This is a genomic window from Pseudomonas sp. Q11 (assembly GCF_024494355.1).
GTDB classification, from domain to species: domain Bacteria; phylum Pseudomonadota; class Gammaproteobacteria; order Pseudomonadales; family Pseudomonadaceae; genus Aquipseudomonas; species Aquipseudomonas hefeiensis.
This window is the reverse complement of the sequence record NZ_JAKNQY010000003.1, coordinates 216,571-234,477: the sequence shown is the minus strand read 5'-3', so window position 1 is coordinate 234,477 and position 17,907 is coordinate 216,571. Positions and strand designations below refer to the sequence as shown.

Annotated in this window: 17 protein-coding genes and 1 pseudogene; 9 read left to right on the top strand and 9 right to left on the bottom strand. The window is 61.5% G+C overall.

What is annotated here, in order from left to right; translation table 11 throughout:
- The first annotated feature begins 2 nt into the window (after positions 1-2).
- The 6 genes from gspH to gspM are packed head-to-tail and all read left to right on the top strand — an operon-like array spanning position 3 to position 3,775.
- The gene (gene gspH / locus MA884_RS05215) at positions 3-470 is read left to right on the top strand and encodes a type II secretion system minor pseudopilin GspH (RefSeq protein ID WP_256229384.1); all 468 of its coding nucleotides are present in this window, start codon (positions 3-5) and stop codon (positions 468-470) included.
- Positions 463-849 carry a type II secretion system minor pseudopilin GspI gene (gene gspI, locus MA884_RS05210; protein WP_256229382.1) on the top strand — a complete coding sequence of 129 codons (387 nt, stop codon included), beginning with the start codon at positions 463-465 and terminating at the stop codon, positions 847-849. Before gspH ends, gspI begins: the two co-directional genes overlap by 8 nt.
- The gene (locus MA884_RS05205) at positions 842-1,375 is read left to right on the top strand and encodes a type II secretion system protein GspJ (RefSeq protein ID WP_256229381.1); all 534 of its coding nucleotides are present in this window, start codon (positions 842-844) and stop codon (positions 1,373-1,375) included. The genes gspI and MA884_RS05205 overlap by 8 nt, the downstream gene beginning before the upstream one ends.
- A complete protein-coding gene (locus MA884_RS05200) occupies positions 1,372-2,217 on the top strand; it encodes a type II secretion system protein GspK (protein WP_256229380.1) in 846 nt (281 codons plus the stop codon). Before MA884_RS05205 ends, MA884_RS05200 begins: the two co-directional genes overlap by 4 nt.
- Positions 2,217-3,320 carry a type II secretion system protein GspL gene (gene gspL, locus MA884_RS05195; RefSeq protein WP_256229379.1) on the top strand — a complete coding sequence of 368 codons (1,104 nt, stop codon included), beginning with the start codon at positions 2,217-2,219 and terminating at the stop codon, positions 3,318-3,320. The genes MA884_RS05200 and gspL overlap by 1 nt, the downstream gene beginning before the upstream one ends.
- Positions 3,320-3,775 carry a type II secretion system protein GspM gene (gene gspM, locus MA884_RS05190; protein ID WP_256229378.1) on the top strand — a complete coding sequence of 152 codons (456 nt, stop codon included), beginning with the start codon at positions 3,320-3,322 and terminating at the stop codon, positions 3,773-3,775. The genes gspL and gspM overlap by 1 nt, the downstream gene beginning before the upstream one ends.
- Before the next feature lie 332 nt (positions 3,776-4,107).
- Here gspM and MA884_RS05185 read toward each other — a convergent pair whose 3' ends face one another.
- Complete coding sequence (locus MA884_RS05185; RefSeq protein WP_256229377.1) at positions 4,108-5,382, bottom strand: MFS transporter; 1,275 nt, start codon at positions 5,380-5,382, stop codon at positions 4,108-4,110.
- A gap of 118 nt (positions 5,383-5,500) precedes the next feature.
- Here MA884_RS05185 and MA884_RS05180 point away from each other — a divergent pair, with 118 nt between their 5' ends.
- Both MA884_RS05180 and MA884_RS05175 read left to right on the top strand, forming a co-directional pair.
- Entirely contained in the window at positions 5,501-6,424 is a 924-nt protein-coding gene (locus MA884_RS05180; protein ID WP_256229376.1) for a LysR family transcriptional regulator, read from the top strand.
- Between the two features lie 42 nt (positions 6,425-6,466).
- Positions 6,467-6,583: pseudogene (locus tag MA884_RS05175) on the top strand (DNA-binding protein); the annotation flags it as partial.
- A gap of 24 nt (positions 6,584-6,607) precedes the next feature.
- Here the strand turns inward: MA884_RS05175 and MA884_RS05170 are convergent.
- Complete coding sequence (locus tag MA884_RS05170) at positions 6,608-10,702, bottom strand: dermonecrotic toxin domain-containing protein (protein WP_256229374.1); 4,095 nt, start codon at positions 10,700-10,702, stop codon at positions 6,608-6,610.
- A 264-nt stretch (positions 10,703-10,966) separates the two neighbouring features.
- Positions 10,967-11,926, bottom strand: a complete 960-nt coding sequence (locus MA884_RS05160; RefSeq protein ID WP_371134738.1) for an alpha/beta fold hydrolase — start codon at positions 11,924-11,926, stop codon at positions 10,967-10,969.
- Positions 11,927-12,332: 406 nt separating this feature from the next.
- On the opposite strand from MA884_RS05160, the gene MA884_RS05155 reads away from it, so the two are divergent.
- Positions 12,333-12,866 carry a hypothetical protein gene (locus tag MA884_RS05155; RefSeq protein WP_256229372.1) on the top strand — a complete coding sequence of 178 codons (534 nt, stop codon included), beginning with the start codon at positions 12,333-12,335 and terminating at the stop codon, positions 12,864-12,866.
- A gap of 219 nt (positions 12,867-13,085) precedes the next feature.
- Here MA884_RS05155 and MA884_RS05150 read toward each other — a convergent pair whose 3' ends face one another.
- Genes MA884_RS05150 through MA884_RS05125 form a run of 6 tightly spaced genes read right to left on the bottom strand, consistent with a single transcriptional unit; the run spans position 13,086 to position 17,907 of the window.
- Positions 13,086-14,318 (bottom strand): beta-ketoacyl-ACP synthase, encoded by a 1,233-nt coding sequence (locus MA884_RS05150; protein ID WP_256229371.1) that lies wholly within the window; start codon positions 14,316-14,318, stop codon positions 13,086-13,088.
- Positions 14,318-15,046 (bottom strand): 3-oxoacyl-ACP reductase FabG, encoded by a 729-nt coding sequence (gene fabG, locus MA884_RS05145; RefSeq protein WP_256229370.1) that lies wholly within the window; start codon positions 15,044-15,046, stop codon positions 14,318-14,320. Before fabG ends, MA884_RS05150 begins: the two co-directional genes overlap by 1 nt.
- Positions 15,043-15,510 carry a hotdog family protein gene (locus tag MA884_RS05140; protein WP_256229369.1) on the bottom strand — a complete coding sequence of 156 codons (468 nt, stop codon included), beginning with the start codon at positions 15,508-15,510 and terminating at the stop codon, positions 15,043-15,045. The genes fabG and MA884_RS05140 overlap by 4 nt, the downstream gene beginning before the upstream one ends.
- Entirely contained in the window at positions 15,507-16,703 is a 1,197-nt protein-coding gene (locus tag MA884_RS05135; RefSeq protein ID WP_256229368.1) for a beta-ketoacyl-[acyl-carrier-protein] synthase family protein, read from the bottom strand. The genes MA884_RS05140 and MA884_RS05135 overlap by 4 nt, the downstream gene beginning before the upstream one ends.
- Complete coding sequence (locus MA884_RS05130) at positions 16,700-17,182, bottom strand: DUF3261 domain-containing protein (RefSeq protein WP_256229367.1); 483 nt, start codon at positions 17,180-17,182, stop codon at positions 16,700-16,702. Before MA884_RS05130 ends, MA884_RS05135 begins: the two co-directional genes overlap by 4 nt.
- Positions 17,179-17,907, bottom strand: coding sequence for a class I SAM-dependent methyltransferase (locus tag MA884_RS05125; protein WP_256229366.1), 729 nt, complete (start codon positions 17,905-17,907; stop codon positions 17,179-17,181). The genes MA884_RS05130 and MA884_RS05125 overlap by 4 nt, the downstream gene beginning before the upstream one ends.

The window sequence follows — 17,907 nt, the reverse complement described above, 5'->3', positions numbered from 1 at the left end:
ACATGGCTCGTCATTGTCGGGGCTTCACCTTGCTGGAGCTGATGATCGTTATCGTCTTGATCGGCGTCCTGGCGGGCATGGTCCGCTTCGCCACGGGGCCGAGCCCGGCGCGTGAGGCCCGGCAGCAGGCCCGGGACTTCGTCGCGCTGGTGCAGCAGTTGCGCGAGCGGGCGGTGTTGGACGGGCAGGAATACGGTGTGCGTGTGCAACCCGGCGGTTATCAGGTGTTGCGACTCCAAGCCCAGGACTGGACGGCGGTGTCGGCGTTGCATCGATTGCCCGAGGGACTGACGCTCGGGTTGGAGCTGGACGGTCATGTCCTGCGTCTCGATGACGTTCAAGGCCCACCGCAGTTGCTGATGCTCAGCAGTGACGAGATCAGCCCGTTCAGGTTGCTCTTCAACGTCGCTGGGCAGGCGATTGCCCGGATATCGAGCGATGGCCTGGCGGAGCCGCTGATCGATGAGTAACGCGCGCAGGCAGGCTGCCGGTTGTCAGGGTTTCACGCTGTTGGAAGTCATGATCGCCCTGGCGATTTTCGCGACGCTGGCGGCGGCCGTGCTCTCGGCCAGCCAATTTGTGCTCAAACAGAGCGCGGGGCTCGAGGACCGTCTGTTCGGTGCCTGGCTGGCGGACAATCAGTTGAGCGAATTGCGCCTGCAAGCCGTCACGCCGCCCCCACAACAGCGACTGAGCCGGCACCTGGATCGCCGCGATTGGGTCTTGCAACAGCGGATCGCCCCGACCCGTGATGGGCGGCTGCTGCAGGTCGAGATCCAGGTCAGCCGCCGCGACAGCGTAACCGTCGTGCACCGTACCACCGGGTGGATCGGCCGCCGTCATGAATAGGCAGTCGGGTTTCACCTTGCTGGAGCTGGTCATCGCTATCGCCATTTTTGCCTTGCTCGGCCTGGCCAGTTGGCGGCTGTTCGATGGCGTCGTGCGGACCCAGCAGGGGGCCGCTCAGCATGAACGCGACATCAGGGCCTTGCAGCGCGCTGTCGGCGTGATCGAGCGGGATGTGTGGCAGGCGGTTGTCGACTCGGTCGTGCTCGCGCCCGGGCATTTGCAGTTGCAGCGCAGCCATTGGCGCAACCCACAGGACCAGCTCCGCAGCGAACGGCAAACGGTGAGCTATCGACTCAAGGGCGGCGCGTTATGGCGTGAGAGTGTCGGCGAAGGCACGACGCTCATGCAGCGGCAGAAATTGCTCGACGACGTCCACAGCCTGAGCTGGCGCGTGTTCGACCGGCAACGGGGTTGGCACCGCGAAACCGTGAGCGGCACCGCGCCGCTGGCGTTGGAGTTGATCGTGTCAGCGGGGCGTTTCGAACAGATCCGTCGGGTGCTGTTGTTGCCGGAGGTGTTGCCATGAAGCGACAACGCGGCGTGGCGCTGATCAGCGTGCTGCTGGTGCTGAGCCTGGCCTTGCTGCTGGTCGCTGGCCTGTTGCGCAGTCATCGCCTGTTGTTGCACAGCAGCGCGCAGCAACTGCAACAGGTCCAGTTGCGGCAATTGGGCTTGGCGGGCGAAGCCTGGGCGCGGGCGGTACTGGAGGACAGTGGGATAACGCCGTCCGGGCCCGTTGACCTGAGCCAGGACTGGGCCCGGCTCGGGCCCGTATTGGAAGTGGGCGGCGCCGAGCTGCACATCGGTATCGAGGATCTGTCCGGGCGCCTGAATCTCAATGGGTTGCTGGCCCTGGGTCAGATCGATCAGGTCACCCTTGGTCGCTGGACCCGTTTGCTGGTCCTGCTGGATCTGCCGCCGCTGTCGTTGCCCCAGGTCGGGCCGGTGCAGGAGTTGAGTCAACTGCGCCTGTTGCCGGGCATCGACAGCCAGACGCTGCGGCGCTTGGAACCGTGGGTAGTGTTGCTGCCCAAGGACGCGCGGCTGAACATCAATACCGCCTCGCAGCGCGTGCTGATGACCCTCGATGGCATGGAAGCCGGGCCCGCCAAGGCGTTGGTCAACCAGCGTCGTCACGCGCCATATGCCAGCGTGCAGGCATTTACCAACGACCCGTTGCTGTCCGGAGCGGGCCTCAACAGCCATGGGCTGGGGGTGGGCAGTCGCTGGTTTCGAATTACCGTGAGCGTGATCCATGCCGACAGCCGTCTGCGCCTGGCCTCGGATATCGAGCGTGATTCTGTCAGCGGACGCTGGACGGTTCGTCAGCGCCGTTTCTTACCCTTCAGCCCCAGCGAGCTTCCTTGATGAAAACCTGGCTTTACCTGACAGCCGAGGGCCTGGACGCGCCTTGCGCCAACTGGCCGTGCTGCGTGTGGTCGCCCACCGGCGAGCGGCGTCGACTGCCTTTGCACGAGGCGGCCGGCGAGTTGAGCGGCCGGGCCGTCGATGTGCTGTTGCCGATGGAAATGTGCAGCTGGTTGCGCAGCGATCCGTGGCCCTCTCGACGCCAGCCCCGGCCCCAGGCCCTGGCATTCGCCATCGAAGAACAACTGAGTGAAAACCTGGAGGCGCTGCACATCAGCATCGGCCCGCGGGACCGTCAGCACCGCTATCCGCTGATGGTGACGGAGCGCGCCCGGTTCCAGGCGCTGCTGTCGCTGCTCGCCGAGCAAGGCATCGATACGCGGGCGGTGCATGTCGACGCCGACCTGCTTGCCGATGACCAGGCATTGGGCGTGCGCTGGTTCGGGCGTTGGTTGTTAGGTGCAGGGCTGCCTGCGCGGGCGGCGTTGTCGGTACGGGCCTTGGCGGCGCTCAAGCCCGGCCTGCCCGAGGACATCCACTGGCTGGACGAAGAGCGTGATTGCCCGGGTATCGATGAATGGCTGCTGAACGCGGGTGGACGACCCGTCGATCTGTTGCAAGGTGAGTTTCGTCGACGCCGAAGCCCGCTGCCATGGCGTGGCGCTTCGGCGACGGCATTGGGCATGTTGGTGCTCACCTGGGCCTTCAGCGACGCCCGTGTACGTTTTCTTGAAAGCGAAACCCGGCTTTTGTATGCCCAAAGTGAGCAGCGGTTCAGGTCGCTGTATCCCGGGCAGGCGCGGATCGTCGACCTGGCGGCGCAGTTCCAGGCATTGCAGAGTCGGCGCGGGCAAAGCCACGACACTCAGGTCGCACGTCTGGCCCGTCTGACCGAGCAGGTCATTGGCGCCAGCAACGTCGAGGTGCAGCGCATCGATTTTCGCGAAGGCGAAGGCTGGAAAATCCAGCTGACGGCGAACAGTTTCGTCGAACTGGAACAGTTGCGTGAACGCGGGCAGCAAAACGGCTTGCCCGTCACCCTGGGCAGCGCCAGCAAGCAGAACAATCGCGTGCAGGCCATCCTCACACTGGAGAACAGTTGATGAGCGTCAATGGATGGCGGGTCTTGAAACAGACCTGGGAAAGCCTATCGCGCCAAGAACAAGGGCTGTTGCTGGGGCTTGCCGGGTTGTTGTCGGTGGCGCTGGCTTACACCGCGATGTGGCAACCGGCCAGGCAACGGTTAGAGGTTGCCGAACGACAGCATCGCCAACAGGCCGAACTGAACGCCCGTATCCAGCGCGCCGAACCCACCCGGGATACGACTGCCGCCACTCGGCCCTTGTCGGTGCGCGTCAATGAAAGTGCGACAGCGACGGGCTTGGACATGGCGGAAATGGAGGTCGACGGCGACTCGTTGCGACTCGCCGTCAGTGGTGATGCGAATGCGTTGCTTCAGTGGTTGGATCAACAAGAGCGGGAGGGGGCGGTCCTGCGGTCGCTGACGCTGGAAGTGGAGAATGGTGTGTTGGTCGCGCGAGTGGTTTTGCATCAATGACACACAGCAGTTCTGACCAGGGTATGAGGGGCCTTTGTGGGTTGGTGGGAGTGGGGCAGCGACATGTTTCCCAGAGGGACGCACAGGGTTTGGGCGCACACAGGTTTCTGTGGCGAGGGAGCTTGCTCCCGCTCGGCTGCGTAGCAGTCGTAAACCGGTTTGCAGGATTCACCTGTTGCACCGCGGTGTCTGATTTTGGGGCGGCTGCGCCACCCAGCGGGAGCAAGCTCCCTCGCCACGGGATTGCGTTCGGTCTTTAAGTCCGTGGCATAGCACTCCCTCGCCACAAAGTAGGTGCTCTGTCTCAAGTTTGCACCGGGCTTGCGCCATGGCTAGACCTGCACATTCCCCGGCAACAACGGCAACTTCGCCAGCTTCACCGCCACCCACAACGCAATCACCAGCAAGCCACCGATGAACAGGCCGATTCCGTTCCAGCCGCCCAGGTGCCAGGCCACGCCGCCCGCTGTCCCCGCGACGCTGGATCCGGCGTAGTAGCTGAACAGATAAAGCGACGACGCCTGGCCCTTGGCCTTGAGGGCGCGGCGACCGATCCAGCTGCTGGCAACCGAGTGGGCGCCGAAGAAGCCGAAGGTGAACACCAGCATGCCCAGGATCACCAGCCATAGCGGCGTGGCCATGGTCAGCGCGAGGCCAGCCAGCATCAGCGCGATGGTCGCCCAGAGCATTTTGCGGCGCCCGAGTTTGTCGGCCAGGGCGCCGACTTTCGCCGAGCTGTAGATGCCCGACAGGTACACCACCGCCAGCAACCCGACGGAGGCCTGATCCAAATGATAAGGCGCAACCAGCAAGCGGTAGCCGATGTAGTTGAACAGCGTCACGAACGCGCCCATCAACACGAAGGCTTCAAGAAACAGCAGCGGCAACCCGGCGTCGCGAAAGTGCATGGTGAAACCGTCCAGCAAGCTGCGCGGGTGCAGTGAGCGGGGGCGGAAATTGCGCGACTCGGGAAGAATTCTCCAGAACACCGCCGCCGCGATCAGCGCCAGGCCACCGATCACCAGCATCGCGGTGTGCCAGCTCACGAAATCAATCAACACCCCGGCGATCAAACGGCCGCTCATACCACCGATGGCATTGCCGGCAATGTACAAACCCATCGCCAGGCCGATGTGCCTGGGATGGATTTCTTCACCCAGGTAGGTCATCGCGACCGCCGCCACGCCGCTCAACGACAGCCCGACCAAGGCGCGCAGCACCAGTACACTTTGCCAGGTTGGCATCAGCGCACTGGCAATGGTGCACAGCGCCGCGGCGAACAGCGCCGCGACCATCAACGACTTGCGGCCGATGCGATCAGAAATCGGGCCTGTGATCAGCAAGCCGATGGCGAGCAGGCCGGTCGCCACCGACAGGATCAGGCTGCTCTGCGCGGCATTGATGGAAAACTCTTCGGACAGCAGCGGCATCATCGGCTGCACGCAATACAACAGGGCGAAGGTCGCAAAACCGCCACAGAACAACGCCATCACCGTACGCATGAACAGCGGGGTGCCTTTTTCGATGTAGATGTCGTTCCGTTCGGCGGCAACATTATCGGCGGGAGGCGGGATTTCATGGGCCAGGGGAGCGGCGGCAGTTTTCACGGTGGACCTCAAGGGACACGGACAGGCAGGCAATGAAAAAAGAATATAGCTGGTTAATGTTTCTATCCAATATATTGTTCGACCTGTTTGAGACGTTTTACGACCTAATGGGCTGTCCATGGAATTACGTCACCTGCGTTACTTCATTGCCGTGGCCGAAGAATTGCATTTTGGCCGCGCCGCACTGGCGTTGGGCATCTCCCAGCCGCCCTTGAGCCAGCAGATCCAGGCGCTGGAGCAGGAGATCGGCGCGCGGCTGTTCGACCGCACCAATCGTCGCGTCGAACTGAGCGAAGCCGGGCGATTGTTCCTCGAAGAGGCGCGCAGGATATTGGCCCAGGTCGACAAGGCCGCCGACGTGGCCCGCCGAGCCCAGTTGGGCGAACTGGGCGAGCTGAAAATCGGCTTCACTTCATCGGCGCCCTTCAATTCCACCATCCCCCAGGCGATCTTTTCGTTCCGCCAGCGCTTCCCGGCCGTGCACCTGAACCTGCGGGAAATGAGCAGTACCCAAGTGGCCGATGCACTGGTGGATGACGTGATCGAGGTGGGCATCATGCGGCCGTTGCCGTTGCCCGAAGCCTTGACGGAAATCGAACTCAGCCGTGAGCCGTTGGTGGCCGTGCTCAGCGCCAAGCATCCACTGGCCCAAGGCAATGAAGACGGCCTGTTTCTCTCGGCCTTGGCCCAGGAGCCGTTCGTGTTTTTTCCGCGCAGTTACGGCAGCGGCCTCTACGCACAACTGCTGAACCTGGCCCGCGACGTCGGCTTCAGCCCGCACTTCGCCCAGGAAGCCGGCGAGGCCATGACCATCATTGGCTTGGTCGCGGCGGGGCTGGGGGTCTCGGTACTGCCGGCGTCTTACCAACGGATGCGTATCGATGGGGTGGTCTATCGGCCGCTGCTCGACCCGGCGGCGGTGTCGGCGGTGTGGCTGGTGCTGCGCAAGGATCAGCGTTCGCCGATGGCGGCGGCGTTTGTGGCGTTGTTGACCGATGGTGATCAATGCGCACCTGAGCTTCCCGGGACCATCGAAGGATGACGTGATACAAACTTGAACGAAATCCTGGCAGGAGCAAAATCCATGACCGAACAATTCACTCGTTGGGACTCTGCCGAGTACCTCAAGACCGAAGAGGACATGGCTAATTATCTGGATGCGTGCATGGAGGAGGCAGGAGACGATCCTGCATTCATGGCCCCGTCATGACCTTGTGGGGCTCTTTCAGTCCCCCCATACCGTCGCAGGTTTGTTGACGTGATAGTCATAAAACCCTTGCAGCGTCCAGGTATCGCCCTGGCGTTCAAACGCGGCGCGCCATGCGCCTCGGCCGCCGCCGGGGGCCAGTCGGGCCATGTCGTACCAGTAATACCGATTGATTCGCTTGGTCGTAACCCTGCCAGCGCGAATGTCATCCATGATCTCCAGCATCTTCGCCTGGGCTGTCTCGGGAAAGTTGGCGTATGACATCTGTGCTTCGGCCAGTGGGCTGATGTCTACCCTGAACTTGTCCGGCGCGGGTGTTGGTTTGGGTAAGGCTGGAGCGGTGGTGGCAGGTTGGGTGCCGGTCACTTTATGTGTACGGGCCTGTGTCACGATGTCGATGTCGAAGGGTTCATAGTGAGAGAGGGTATTTGTAAACTTTTTAATATCGTCCCCGGAGACCAGCGTCATGCTTCGTTGTGTCTTGCCCCTGTTGGCTATCAGGTAGGGTATTCGATGATTCCTTATCTCTGTCAGCAGCCCGGGTTTGTGCCGGCGTACTTTCTCTTCCCTGAGGGCGACAATCGACTCGTTATAGTATTCGTCTGAGGCAATGTATTTTCTTCTGGCAGCGACTGCATCCGGCTCATTCCCCGGAAATAAGCTCGTTGCTTTGGCGTTCATTTGCGCTTCTACGGCGTCTAGCATCTGCGCGGTGTCTCTCGCTATTTTTTCTATGGCTCGCTTTTTTTTTCCTTGTCTGGGGGTATAGGCCAGGAATACGGCATCGGTAATGTTATCGCTGATGACCGTTGTATCGGCTTGGATCCGATCGTCGCTGAAGAACTCGTTTTTGTGGGCCAGTATCGTGTCATAAATTTTTATTTTTTGAGTGGCCGTAATTTGCACACGCTGTACGTTCCTTTCTATATGGGTGCTACTGAGGGTAACGATGCTCCAGGCGTTCATCTTGTCCACCAGGTTGCTATACCCGGTTTCATATTGTTGAGTCGAAAAAGTTAGGTATCCCTGATTCAGGTCGTATATCCGCGAGCGATAAGTTTCTATATCGGGCACGTCTATCTCCGCCATGCTTTCGCGAAGGATGCGTTCGGCCAGTTCATCGGGCATCGAATGGAAAATACGCTTTGCCTTATTGATCACATTGACGTCGCGATAGATATGCTTGACCAGCGCCCCCTCTACCAGCGCATTGAGAGTTGTCTGTTGAGGGGTTTCCGGGGTCCAGCCGAGCAGGCTGTGTACAGGGCCGCCACCGCGTAACCCTAGCGGTTCTTCAACTTTCCATTGGCTGTTCTCCCACGTCACGGTCCGTTGGTGCGTGCGGTTGTTTGGTGCGTAGATAATCCTTTCACCTGCCTGCATCTGGGTCCTGTAGTAACCCGTGCCCAGCTTCAGATACTCCTGTCCGTTTGCGTCGCTGTAGCGATTGCGTCCCTCGGACACCAACCCCTTGCCATCGAATCCTTTGAGAGTGAACGGCTCCAGGTTCGGGTCGGGCATGTGGGGCAGGGTCGATAATGCCGGGCGTGCCTGGCTTCGACGGCGCCCCGCGCGGGCCATGATCAAGTCCTGCCCGGCCTCGGCCAGGACGTCCCCCAGCCCAGCGATAAAGTCATGGGTCCACTGATGGAGACTGCCGCCCTCGATGTCTATCGCCGACACCGCGGCACCCGCGGTCATGGTCGGCACGATTGCACGCCCCAATAGGCCGCCTAGCCGGCCTGCCGGGAACATCGACATCGCACCCGTGAGCAGCATGACTGCGTTGCGGCGTCCCTCTTGGGCGCGGGTGCTGTCGCGCTCGGCATGGGTCACCGTCAACATCTCCACCGCCTTGATCCCATGGGCGATTTGCGTCTCATGCAACGCTTTGAATAAATTCCCCTCGACCACGGGCGAAGCGATTGTCTTCGCGAAATCATCCTGTGCCCGGTCCTTGGCCCACGTGAAAACAGACTGTGTGACTTGCTTGATTTTTTCCTCGAGTGTCAGCTCCTCCGAGGTCGGTACCATGCTGGCAAGTTGCTTGGCCTGTTCGAGCAGCGGCAGGTGCGAAATGAGCCAGCGGGTCATCTGCGACGTGGCGGTGAGTGTTTTCGCCAAGGTTATTTCCAACGTCCGCGCGCTGGGCGCATCCACGTCCCTGAACGTCTTGCCGTCGGGGGCGCCTGGTGTGTATAGCGTCAACGAGGGGCGGCTCGCCGTCGTCTTCACCCCAAACGCCAGCAATTCCTTCAGCACGCTGTCGCCCCATTGCAGTTGGCGGACCACCACCTCGTGCCCGTTGACCTTGTCGCGCGCCGCCGCGGTCGGGCCGTCCAGCGCGGCCAGCACCAGCTTCAAGCCGGTATTGTCCCGGTCGTGCCTCAAGTCGCTCGAAATATGGGCAGCCCACACCTGGGCGCGCATCTGTTGCGCTTTCAGGGCCATCCACTGCGCCTGGCCTTCCCGGGCCACACGTTGCAGCTCGGTCGGAAGCCGGGCGCCGATGTTCGCCCTTTCAATGATCTCCACAATTTGCGCGAAGCTCAGCGGCCCTTCCACGGTTGGGTGAGGGGCATTGCGTTCGTCCTGGGTCAGGTTGGACATCGCCCACTGCGTCAGGGAACGACGGTCATCGACGATTCCCCTCTCGCTGCCTTGCGAGACCCCGGAGCCAAACGGCGAGCTCCCCGTCGGTGCGTGGGGGTCGACCACGGTTTTTCTGATGCTCAGGGACACGTCCTCAGGGTCGACCGGCGGGTATTTCGCCTTGATGACGTCGGCGAGCAGCTGACGGGTCCGGTCCCGAAGCGCGTCCGCGGTGGCCAGCGTCACCGGGTCCGGCGGCGGGGGCAGATCTGTCAGGGTTTTGTGCAGGGCCCGCGTCGCCGCCCACCACGCCAGGCGATCACTGGCGGTGACGTGCGGGTTGCCGTGCAGCCAATCATTGAGTCTCTTCAGGTTCAGCCGCAACTCGCGCTCGTCCATGGCGCTCGCCAGGTCCAGCTTGTGGCCGATGTCCGCCGCCACGTCGATCCTGTTCATCCAGGCGGTGATTTCTTCCGACGCCGCCGGACCTTCCAGCACGGCAGTGCCCACGGCGATTTTTTGCGCCGCCCGCAGTTCCGTGACCAGGCGCGCGAGGAAGTGCTCGGTGACAGGTGCGGTGTCGACTTCATCCCCAGCGTTGCCGTCTTGCGCCAGGCCGGCCTTGAGTGCCGCCAGCGTGTCGTACAGTTGCAGCGGCTGGCCCGGGCGGTACAGCACGGCAGCCCCCGGATCGCTGGCGTTGTCATATCGCGACAAGGCCACGGCGCCCGACACCGGTACGCTGAAGCTCCACCGGCGGGGTGTGATCCCCAGGCTGAAGACCCCGGGTCGGATCCGCTCCGCCAACTGTGCGCGAGACGCCGCGTCCGGTGCCGACAACGCATAGTCGGTCAGCGCCTGGTGCATCTGCGGGCTCAACCTCTCGTCCAGCCAGTGAAGATCGGCCTGGGCCTTGAGTTGCCTGGCGAGTTCATCCGCCAGCCAGTCGCCGACGTTGTGGTTCTGGCTGAAGTCGGCCGGCTTGTTCCAGAACTCATCCAATGCACGGGTGAGCAGTCGTTCATAGAGCGCCGGCGTGGTACTGATCAGTCGTTTGATTTCAGTTTTCACGGCGCGCTCGTTCAGGGCGACGGGGGCTGCGGTGGCGCTGTCCCTGCGGGTGACAATCTCGATGCTGTTCAGGTCACGGAAGAACGCGCGCGGATCGATCCTGCCGGCGACGGCTTGCAACAAAAGCGTCTCGAGGAAGAGGATGTCCATCACCGTCCGACGGGTTGTCGGGCCGCCGGCTGTGCGCTGCGCAGGCAGGGTCGTCTCTTCTCGCAGCGTTCGCACGGACAGCGCGTGCACCGTCACGCTGCTGGCCAACGCAGGGAAGGTTCTCCTGAACCAATAATCCAGGTGTTGCCTCAGCACATTGGAAGGCCGTGGGATGGCGTCGTTCAGGCGGATCATGTGTTGCTGCGAAGCCTGGAGTTGGCTGACCAGCCGGGCATCCGGCACCACGGCGCTGTCGGCCGGCGGTAAGTCATAAGACGTTGTTAAGGGGGTATGTTCCACTGCTTTCTTCCTGGAGGAATGTAGGCAGCACAACCTATTCAAGAAAAATTTGGGTGGGTGGTATATAGGTACCGCATGCAGGGAGGGGCGATAGGGTAAGAACAACAATGAGCGGCTATGACGTGGGGCTCGGACAATGTTTGTCAGTTAGTCGCAGAACTTGTGGGAGCGGGCTTGCTCGCGAAAGCGGTGTGTCAGACAACATCAATGTTGACGGTCCCGTCGTCTTCGCGAGCAAGCCCGCTCCCACAGGGATTGCATGGGTCATTGAGTGATGGTGAGGAATGCCAAAATCGCCTCGTGAGTCGCCTGCGTTTGTTCCTCCAGCACCCAATGCCCGGTATCTACCAATATCAATGAGTGCGGTTGCGTCGCAATGTACAAGGCCTGTTCGGCCAAGGTTTTTCCTCTCGAGTGGTCCCCGCCGATGGTGAGCAGTGGAGCAGTCAATTTGTTCTTGGAAAATTCCAGGTTGTCGTTCGCGTCATGTTCTACCCAGGTTGAATAGAGCTTGAAGGCCGCTTCCATGCGCCCAGGCCGGGAGTAGTCTTGCACCAGCGCCTGTCGCACCTCGTTACTGACTTTAGCGTTGCGCGCGAGTACGAAGTCATCGAAGAACATGTCCAGGTAGGTTTTCTCTTGTCCTTGAATCAGGCTGAGGGCCACTTTGCCAAAGAAGCGAAAATGCCATTTGCTGGCTATCCCGGCTGCAGGATCCCCGTTATAGGCAACTTCCCATCCGGGAACGCCCGGAATAAATCCATCCATCAACACAATGTGCCCGGTTTCAGCCGGATAAAGCGCCCCGTAGGCGTAGGCAATGATCAAGCCCATGTCATGGCCAATGATATCGACCCGCTTGATGCTCAAGAGGGTGACCAGTTCGTGCAGATCACGGGCCATGCTTTTTTTGTCGTAGCCACCGACTGAAATATCCGTTTCGCCAGCGCCGCGATAATCAGGAACGATGGCTGTAAAACCGGCATGCACCAATGCGCCCATCAATGGCTCCCAGCTACGCCAGCTGCCTGGAAACCCATGCACCAGCAGAACCGGGTGTTTGCCATCACCCCCCATGAGGTAGTGGAGGCGAATACCGTTCACGGATGCATAGGCATGTGTAAATGTCGCACCGTTGACAACGACGCTGTTTGGTTCCGAAGAAGGCATGGCATGGAGTTTGGAAGATGCGGCTGCACGGCTCGACCAGGCTATTGTGTTCATCAATTCCTTATCCATGTTGGGAACCAGATTATTTTTTATGAGATTGCGAGTTGCCGTTCATAAGGCCGGGATGTTTTACCGAGCGTTGATTTGGAATACGTCTGGAAGCCTGAAGCTATCCTGAGCTCCTTCGCTACTGTCAGAGCTGACAGTTCCGACAAGCGGAAAAAAGCGCTGCTTCGATTTGGATCCCGAAGAGGGGAAAACAGGGTGGAACTTGCGTCGCTACTGTAGGAAAACGCGCATTTCCAGTTACGACACTTCTTATTCGTTCCAGATCCCCCTCCGCCGGGGTTGCGGCTCACCAGTGCTGCAACGTCTTATTCATCACTCTGATCGTCCGGCTCAGTGCTCTCTCCCGGTGGAAGGGGACGCAGCCTGAAGCCCATGAATAAGGCCCCTGAAAATGCACTCATCTTTGGATGCCCCCTACACCAACGAAATCTCCCGTGAGTCTCTCCTTCATTTGGATGACTTGTACTTGGAGCCACGCCAACTGGAGGGTTACGGCGAAGAAGTCGCGGCATTCGTTAATCGACAAAAAGCATTCGTCGAAGCTCATCCGCCAATCGCTATTTACCGAGTGGCCACCGAGGGGAGCCAGACGCGTAACGGCGGAACGATCCAGCAAGTGTCATCGTCGTTGACGTTCACCCTGGACAATGGCTGGAAAGTACGCGCCGCGCAGAAAGGCGACCAGGTGGTGTATGCCGATGGCAGCACGGCGCGGATCGTCACCGCCGCCGGGGAAACCAATAGCAACATCGCACTGGTCGGCAGTCGCTTGAGTAATGGCGACGAGATCATCAATACGCTTCAGCGACGATTCATGATCATCGTGCGTGAGGGCGTGCCGATGGCGGAGGATTTCTTGCCTGCTCTCAGGCTGGCGGAGGTTCATCGCCTGCACTCGGATGTGATGAAGGAGGACATCCAATGAACGAGGGCTGCAGCGCAGCCCAGCGGGAGCAAGGTTCGTGCTTGACACTCGGACTGCTGGAGAGCTCCAGACAGGTTGAAGATGATCTACCTCATGCACCGAGGCGTCAGGCCCAAACCCTGTGGGAGCGAGCCTGCTCGCGATGACGGCAGTACAGCCAACAGCACCGGCGCTGACCCACCGCTATCGCGAGCAGGCTCGCTCCCACATGAGGGGTGTTTAACTGGCGGGCCAACGCCGGAAGATCAGCGAGGTGTTGACCCCACCAAAGGCGAAGTTGTTGTTCATCACGTATTCGTGGCTCATCGGCCGGAATTCGTTGCGCAGGTAATCGAGCTTGCCACATTGGGGATCAACCTCATCGAGGTTGAAGGTGTGCACGTAGAGATCGTGGTTCATCATTTCGATGCTGAACCAGGATTCCAGCGCCCCGCAGGCACCCAGGGTATGACCGAGGAAACTCTTCTGCGAGCTGATGGGCATCTGTTCACCAAACAGGCTGCTGGTGGCCAGGGTTTCGGCAATGTCGCCCTGTTCGGTGGCGGTGCCGTGGCCGTTGACGTAGCCGATGGCCGAGGGTTTCAGACCCGCATCCTCCAGGGCCAGCTCCATGGCCCGGCGCATGGTGCTCAGTTCGGGGCGAGTGGCGTGCTGGCCGTCGGCGTTGCTGCCGAAGCCGACGATTTCGGCATGGATCCGTGCGCCACGGGCCAGCGCGTGTTCCAGTTCTTCAAGCACGAGCATGCCCGCGCCTTCCCCGATCACCAGGCCATCGCGGTCCTTGTCATAGGGCCGTGGGCTGGTCTGCGGTGCATCGTTTTTCAGGCTGGTGGCGTACAGCGCATCGAAGACCATCGCTTCGGTCGGGCAGAGTTCTTCCGCGCCTCCGGCAAGCATCAGTGGCAGGCGACCGAACTTGATCGCCTCATAGGCATAGCCGATGCCATGGCTGCCGCTGGTGCAGGCGCTGGAGGTGGGAATCAGCCGTCCGGTAAGCCCGAAGAAGATACTGATGTTGGCTGCCGTGGTGTGGGGCATCATCCGCACATAGGAGTTGGCGTTCAGCCCTTCGGCCACGCTGTTGAGCAGCATGTTGCCGAATGCCTTGATCTCGTCGGTGCTGCCGGTGGACGAACCGCAGGACACGCCCATGCGCCCGTCCTTGATCGACTCATCGCCCAACAGGCCCGCATCGGCCAGGGCCTGTTCCGCGGCTCCGACTGCCAGGCGCGATACCCGGCCCATGCTGCGCAGTTGCTTGCGCGTCCAGTGCGGCGGGACCTGGAAGTCGTCGATAGGCCCGGCCAGGCGGGTGTTCAGTTCGGTGAACCGGTCCCATTCATCCATGCGTCGTATGCCGCTGCGGTTGGCGGCGAAGTTGGCGGCGATGGTTTCCCAGTCGCTGCCCAGAGAGGTAATGCCGGCCATGCCGGTGACGACGACGCGCTTCATCAGCACAGGCCTCCGTTGACGGCCAGAACCTGCCGGGTGATGTAGCCGGCCTCGGCGGACATCAGAAAATTCACCGCGCCCGCCACTTCTTCCGGGGTACCCATGCGCTGGGCGGGGATCATTTTCATCAGTTCTTCCACGGGCACGTTTTCATCGAGCATGGCGGTGTCGATCAGCCCGGGCGCGACGCAATTGACAGTGATCTTGCGCTTGCCCAACTCGATTGCCAACGCCTTTGCCGCGCCGATCAGGCCAGCTTTCGACGCGCTGTAATTGACCTGGCCGCGATTGCCGATCAGCCCCGAAACAGAGGTAATACAAACAATTCGCCCGGCGGCGCGGCGACGAATCATCGGCATCATCACCGGGTGCAGTACGTTGTAGAAACCGTCCAGGTTGGTACGCATCACCACATCCCAGTCGTCCTCGCTCAAGGCCGGGAATGCGCCGTCGCGGGTCAGCCCGGCGTTGAGCACCACGCCGTAGTAGGCGCCGTGGGTTTCAACATCAGCCTCGAGAATGCTTTTGCACGCGCTGCGGTCGGACACGTCGAACTGCAGCACCCGGGCATTGCGCCCGAGGGCCTGGATTTCGCCCTGGACGGCCTCAGCCTCGGCGCGCCCGCTGCGGCAATGCAGCACGAGGTCGTGCCCGGCCTGGGCCAGACGCAGGGCGATGGCACGGCCGATGCCGCGGCTGGAGCCGGTGACCAGTACGGATTCAGTCATGGCGTATTTCCTGTTGCGGTCGGTTCATGAAGGTAATGGGCTGGCTGAGGTGGCCGGAACACATTCAACCGGGCCGTGGCGTGGATACCCGGGGCGTTGATGTGGCATTCGAACACGCCCATGCCGTTGTCGTCTTCCAGCGAGCGCACACCGTGGATAGTCAACTCGGTACCGGCCGGGAAAAATTCGACATTGCACTCGAACTTGCGGGTGCCGAGCAAAAAGCCAAGCGCCACGGCATCACCACGTTGGCGTGCATGGCAACCGGCAAACGCCGCGACACTCTGGGCCATCAGCTCGATGCCGACCCAGGCCGGCAGCCCACCGTCATCGCGGCTGAACAACCCGTCGGGCTTGACGGTGGCGAGGGTATGGATCTGCTCGTCATCGAACGCCAGGATGCGGTCGATGAGGATCATGTCGCCGGCGTGGGGCAGCAGTTCGGCGAGCGGCCAGTCAATCATGGGGCGTCTCCGATAATCAGGCTGACGTTGTTGCCGCCGAAGGCGAACGAATTGCTCATCAGGCGGCGCGGTGATGTCGGGCTCAGGCGGGTGCTGCTAGTTACCCACTTTAACGCCGGCAGTTCAGAATCGGCCTGGCCGTCCCAGACATGGGGCGGCAAGGCATGTGCAGTGTTTTGCGTGCTCAGGCTCAACCAGCAGAACGCCGCTTCCAGCGCCCCGGCGGCCCCGAGGGTGTGGCCGGTCATAGGCTTGGTCGACGAACAGGGTACTCCCGCTGGAAACAGCCCGGCCACTGCCTGGCTTTCCATGGCATCGTTGTGTTGCGTGGCGGTGCCGTGCAGGTTCAGGTAATCGATCTGGCCGGGTTGCAGGCCGGCACGACGCAAGGCTTTTTCCATGGCCTGGCGAGCGCCGCGACCACTGGGCTCCGGCGCGGAAATATGGTGGGCATCGGAGCTGGCGCCGTCACCCAGCAAGGCAATTGGTGCCGGGTGCCCTGGCGTCCTGCTCATGAGAAACAGCACGGCGGCCTCGCCGATATTGATGCCACTGCGGTTCACCGAAAACGGATTACAGCGCTCGCCCGACACCGCTTCCAGGGCCGAAAAGCCGTTGAGGGTCAGTTTGCACAGGCTGTCCACACCACCGCAGAGCACCGCATCGCACAGGCCCAGGTCCAGCAGGCGCCGGGCGCTCATCAATGCCCGGGCGCTGGATGTGCAGGCGGTGGATATCACATAGGACGGGCCGCTCAGATCCAGCCAGTCGGAAAGAAAGTTGGCCGGCGCGCTCAGTTCCTGTTGCTGGTAGTCGTAGCCGTCGGGGAAGCGCTGCTCGCGCAGGTAGTGGGCAATGCCCTGACTGGCTTCATCGATGCCCGAGGTGCTGGTGCCCAGCACGATACCGATGCGAGCGCGACCGTAAGTCTCAATGGCCTGATCGATCTCGTCGCGAATCTGTAGCCCCGCTTCGAGCAGCAACTGATTGTTGCGGCTGCGGTGCGCGATCAAGGATTGCGGTATGCAAGCGAGTTCACCCGACACCGAGGCCACCGGCAATTTGCCCTCGGCCACCCAGCCATCCTGCACGCGCACGCCGGAGCAGTCGCCGGCAAACAGGTTGCGTGCTACTTCATCTTTACCCCGGCCCAGGGCGCAAATCACCCCGAGGGCATTCAAATAAGCGGTCATGGGGTGCTCTCGGTCAACGGCATGATGCGGTAGTGCGGGCCTTGGGGCAGGCGCAGTTCAAAATCCAGCGGTTGCGTGTAGCGCACTTGCCAGCGTTGGCCCAGGGTGCGTTGCCGAGCCTCTTGCTGGGCGGTGGGGTAGTTGCCCGGCAGTTCGGTTTCGGGCGTCAGGGCAAACAACAGCGCGGCGAAAAGTTCACGGGCTTCGGCGTTGGGTGGCAGCAGTCCGTCGGCTTGCCACTGGCCGTCCACCAGGCGTTGGCGGGCCAGGGGAATGCCCAGCGGGTCCATCATCGACCAGCGGATGCCGGCACCTTCGCGCTGGATCACCAGCAGCCAATCCTGACGCTGTCCGGCCAGTTGCCGCTCGATATGCAACTGCAGCGGCAGTGCCAGGGTCGGCGTGCGTTCCGGCAGCGGCGCCTGACTGGCGCAGGCACTGAGCAACAGCAAGCAGCCAAAAAGCAGCGCACGAATCATTCGACAACCCCTTCAACGGGTTTACGGGCCACTACATTGACCAGGGTTTCCTCCCGCTCGCCAAAGGGCCTGGGGCGGCGCAGGCCGAAGCGTTCGAGAAGGCCGAAATCCTTGGCGCGGCTCCACCACAGATAGGGATACGAGACGTTGGCGGCTTCGAACTGGAAACCCTGACCGCGGATCATTTCCAGGTATTGCGCGGCACTTTTTTGCACGTGCATGGGATGACGGAACAACCAGCGGATCACCCAGGTGTCGATGTAGGCCGCAGTGGACTCCGCGAACATCAGATAGCCGCCGGGTTTGAGCACGCGGTAGAACTCGGCGAGGGCTTTTTCCTGCTCCACCAGGTGATGAAAGGTTTGATGACAGAACAGCAGGTCGACGCTGTCATCAGGCACAGTCAACGTCGCGCAATCGCTGCCGATCAGTTCCACGGCCATACCTTGGCGTGCGGCTTCCGCAAGACTCAGGGCCAGGCTGTGAGGGTCGGCGTCGACGCCGATCAGGCGCTGTGGCGCGAACACCTGGCGCAAGTACTGGAACGACTTGCCCTGGCCGCAACCGGCATCCAGCAGCACCGGCGCCACCGGCAACGGGCCACTGAAGAGGTTGCGCAGGTCATTGATCGCCACCCGCAAGACATGGTGCTGCCAGGTGTGGCTGCGCAGGAACCAGAACCCGAAGCGGGTTTCTTCGACGTAGTTGTCGCTCAGGTAGCTCAT

Bases quoted from the DNA above. Each gene is read 5' to 3' on its own strand.
- gspH (WP_256229384.1), top strand. From the start codon at position 3: ATGGCTCGTCATTGTCGGGGCTTCACCTTGCTGGAGCTGATGATCGTT.
- gspI (WP_256229382.1), top strand. From the start codon at position 463: ATGAGTAACGCGCGCAGGCAGGCTGCCGGTTGTCAGGGTTTCACGCTG.
- MA884_RS05205 (WP_256229381.1), top strand. From the start codon at position 842: ATGAATAGGCAGTCGGGTTTCACCTTGCTGGAGCTGGTCATCGCTATC.
- MA884_RS05200 (WP_256229380.1), top strand. From the start codon at position 1,372: ATGAAGCGACAACGCGGCGTGGCGCTGATCAGCGTGCTGCTGGTGCTG.
- gspL (WP_256229379.1), top strand. From the start codon at position 2,217: ATGAAAACCTGGCTTTACCTGACAGCCGAGGGCCTGGACGCGCCTTGC.
- gspM (WP_256229378.1), top strand. From the start codon at position 3,320: ATGAGCGTCAATGGATGGCGGGTCTTGAAACAGACCTGGGAAAGCCTA.
- MA884_RS05180 (WP_256229376.1), top strand. From the start codon at position 5,501: ATGGAATTACGTCACCTGCGTTACTTCATTGCCGTGGCCGAAGAATTG.
- MA884_RS05160 (WP_371134738.1), bottom strand. From the start codon at position 11,926: ATGAACACAATAGCCTGGTCGAGCCGTGCAGCCGCATCTTCCAAACTC.
- MA884_RS05155 (WP_256229372.1), top strand. From the start codon at position 12,333: ATGCACTCATCTTTGGATGCCCCCTACACCAACGAAATCTCCCGTGAG.
- MA884_RS05150 (WP_256229371.1), bottom strand. From the start codon at position 14,318: ATGAAGCGCGTCGTCGTCACCGGCATGGCCGGCATTACCTCTCTGGGC.
- fabG (WP_256229370.1), bottom strand. From the start codon at position 15,046: ATGACTGAATCCGTACTGGTCACCGGCTCCAGCCGCGGCATCGGCCGT.
- MA884_RS05140 (WP_256229369.1), bottom strand. From the start codon at position 15,510: ATGATTGACTGGCCGCTCGCCGAACTGCTGCCCCACGCCGGCGACATG.
- MA884_RS05135 (WP_256229368.1), bottom strand. From the start codon at position 16,703: ATGACCGCTTATTTGAATGCCCTCGGGGTGATTTGCGCCCTGGGCCGG.
- MA884_RS05130 (WP_256229367.1), bottom strand. From the start codon at position 17,182: ATGATTCGTGCGCTGCTTTTTGGCTGCTTGCTGTTGCTCAGTGCCTGC.
- MA884_RS05125 (WP_256229366.1), bottom strand. From the start codon at position 17,907: ATGAGCTACCTGAGCGACAACTACGTCGAAGAAACCCGCTTCGGGTTC.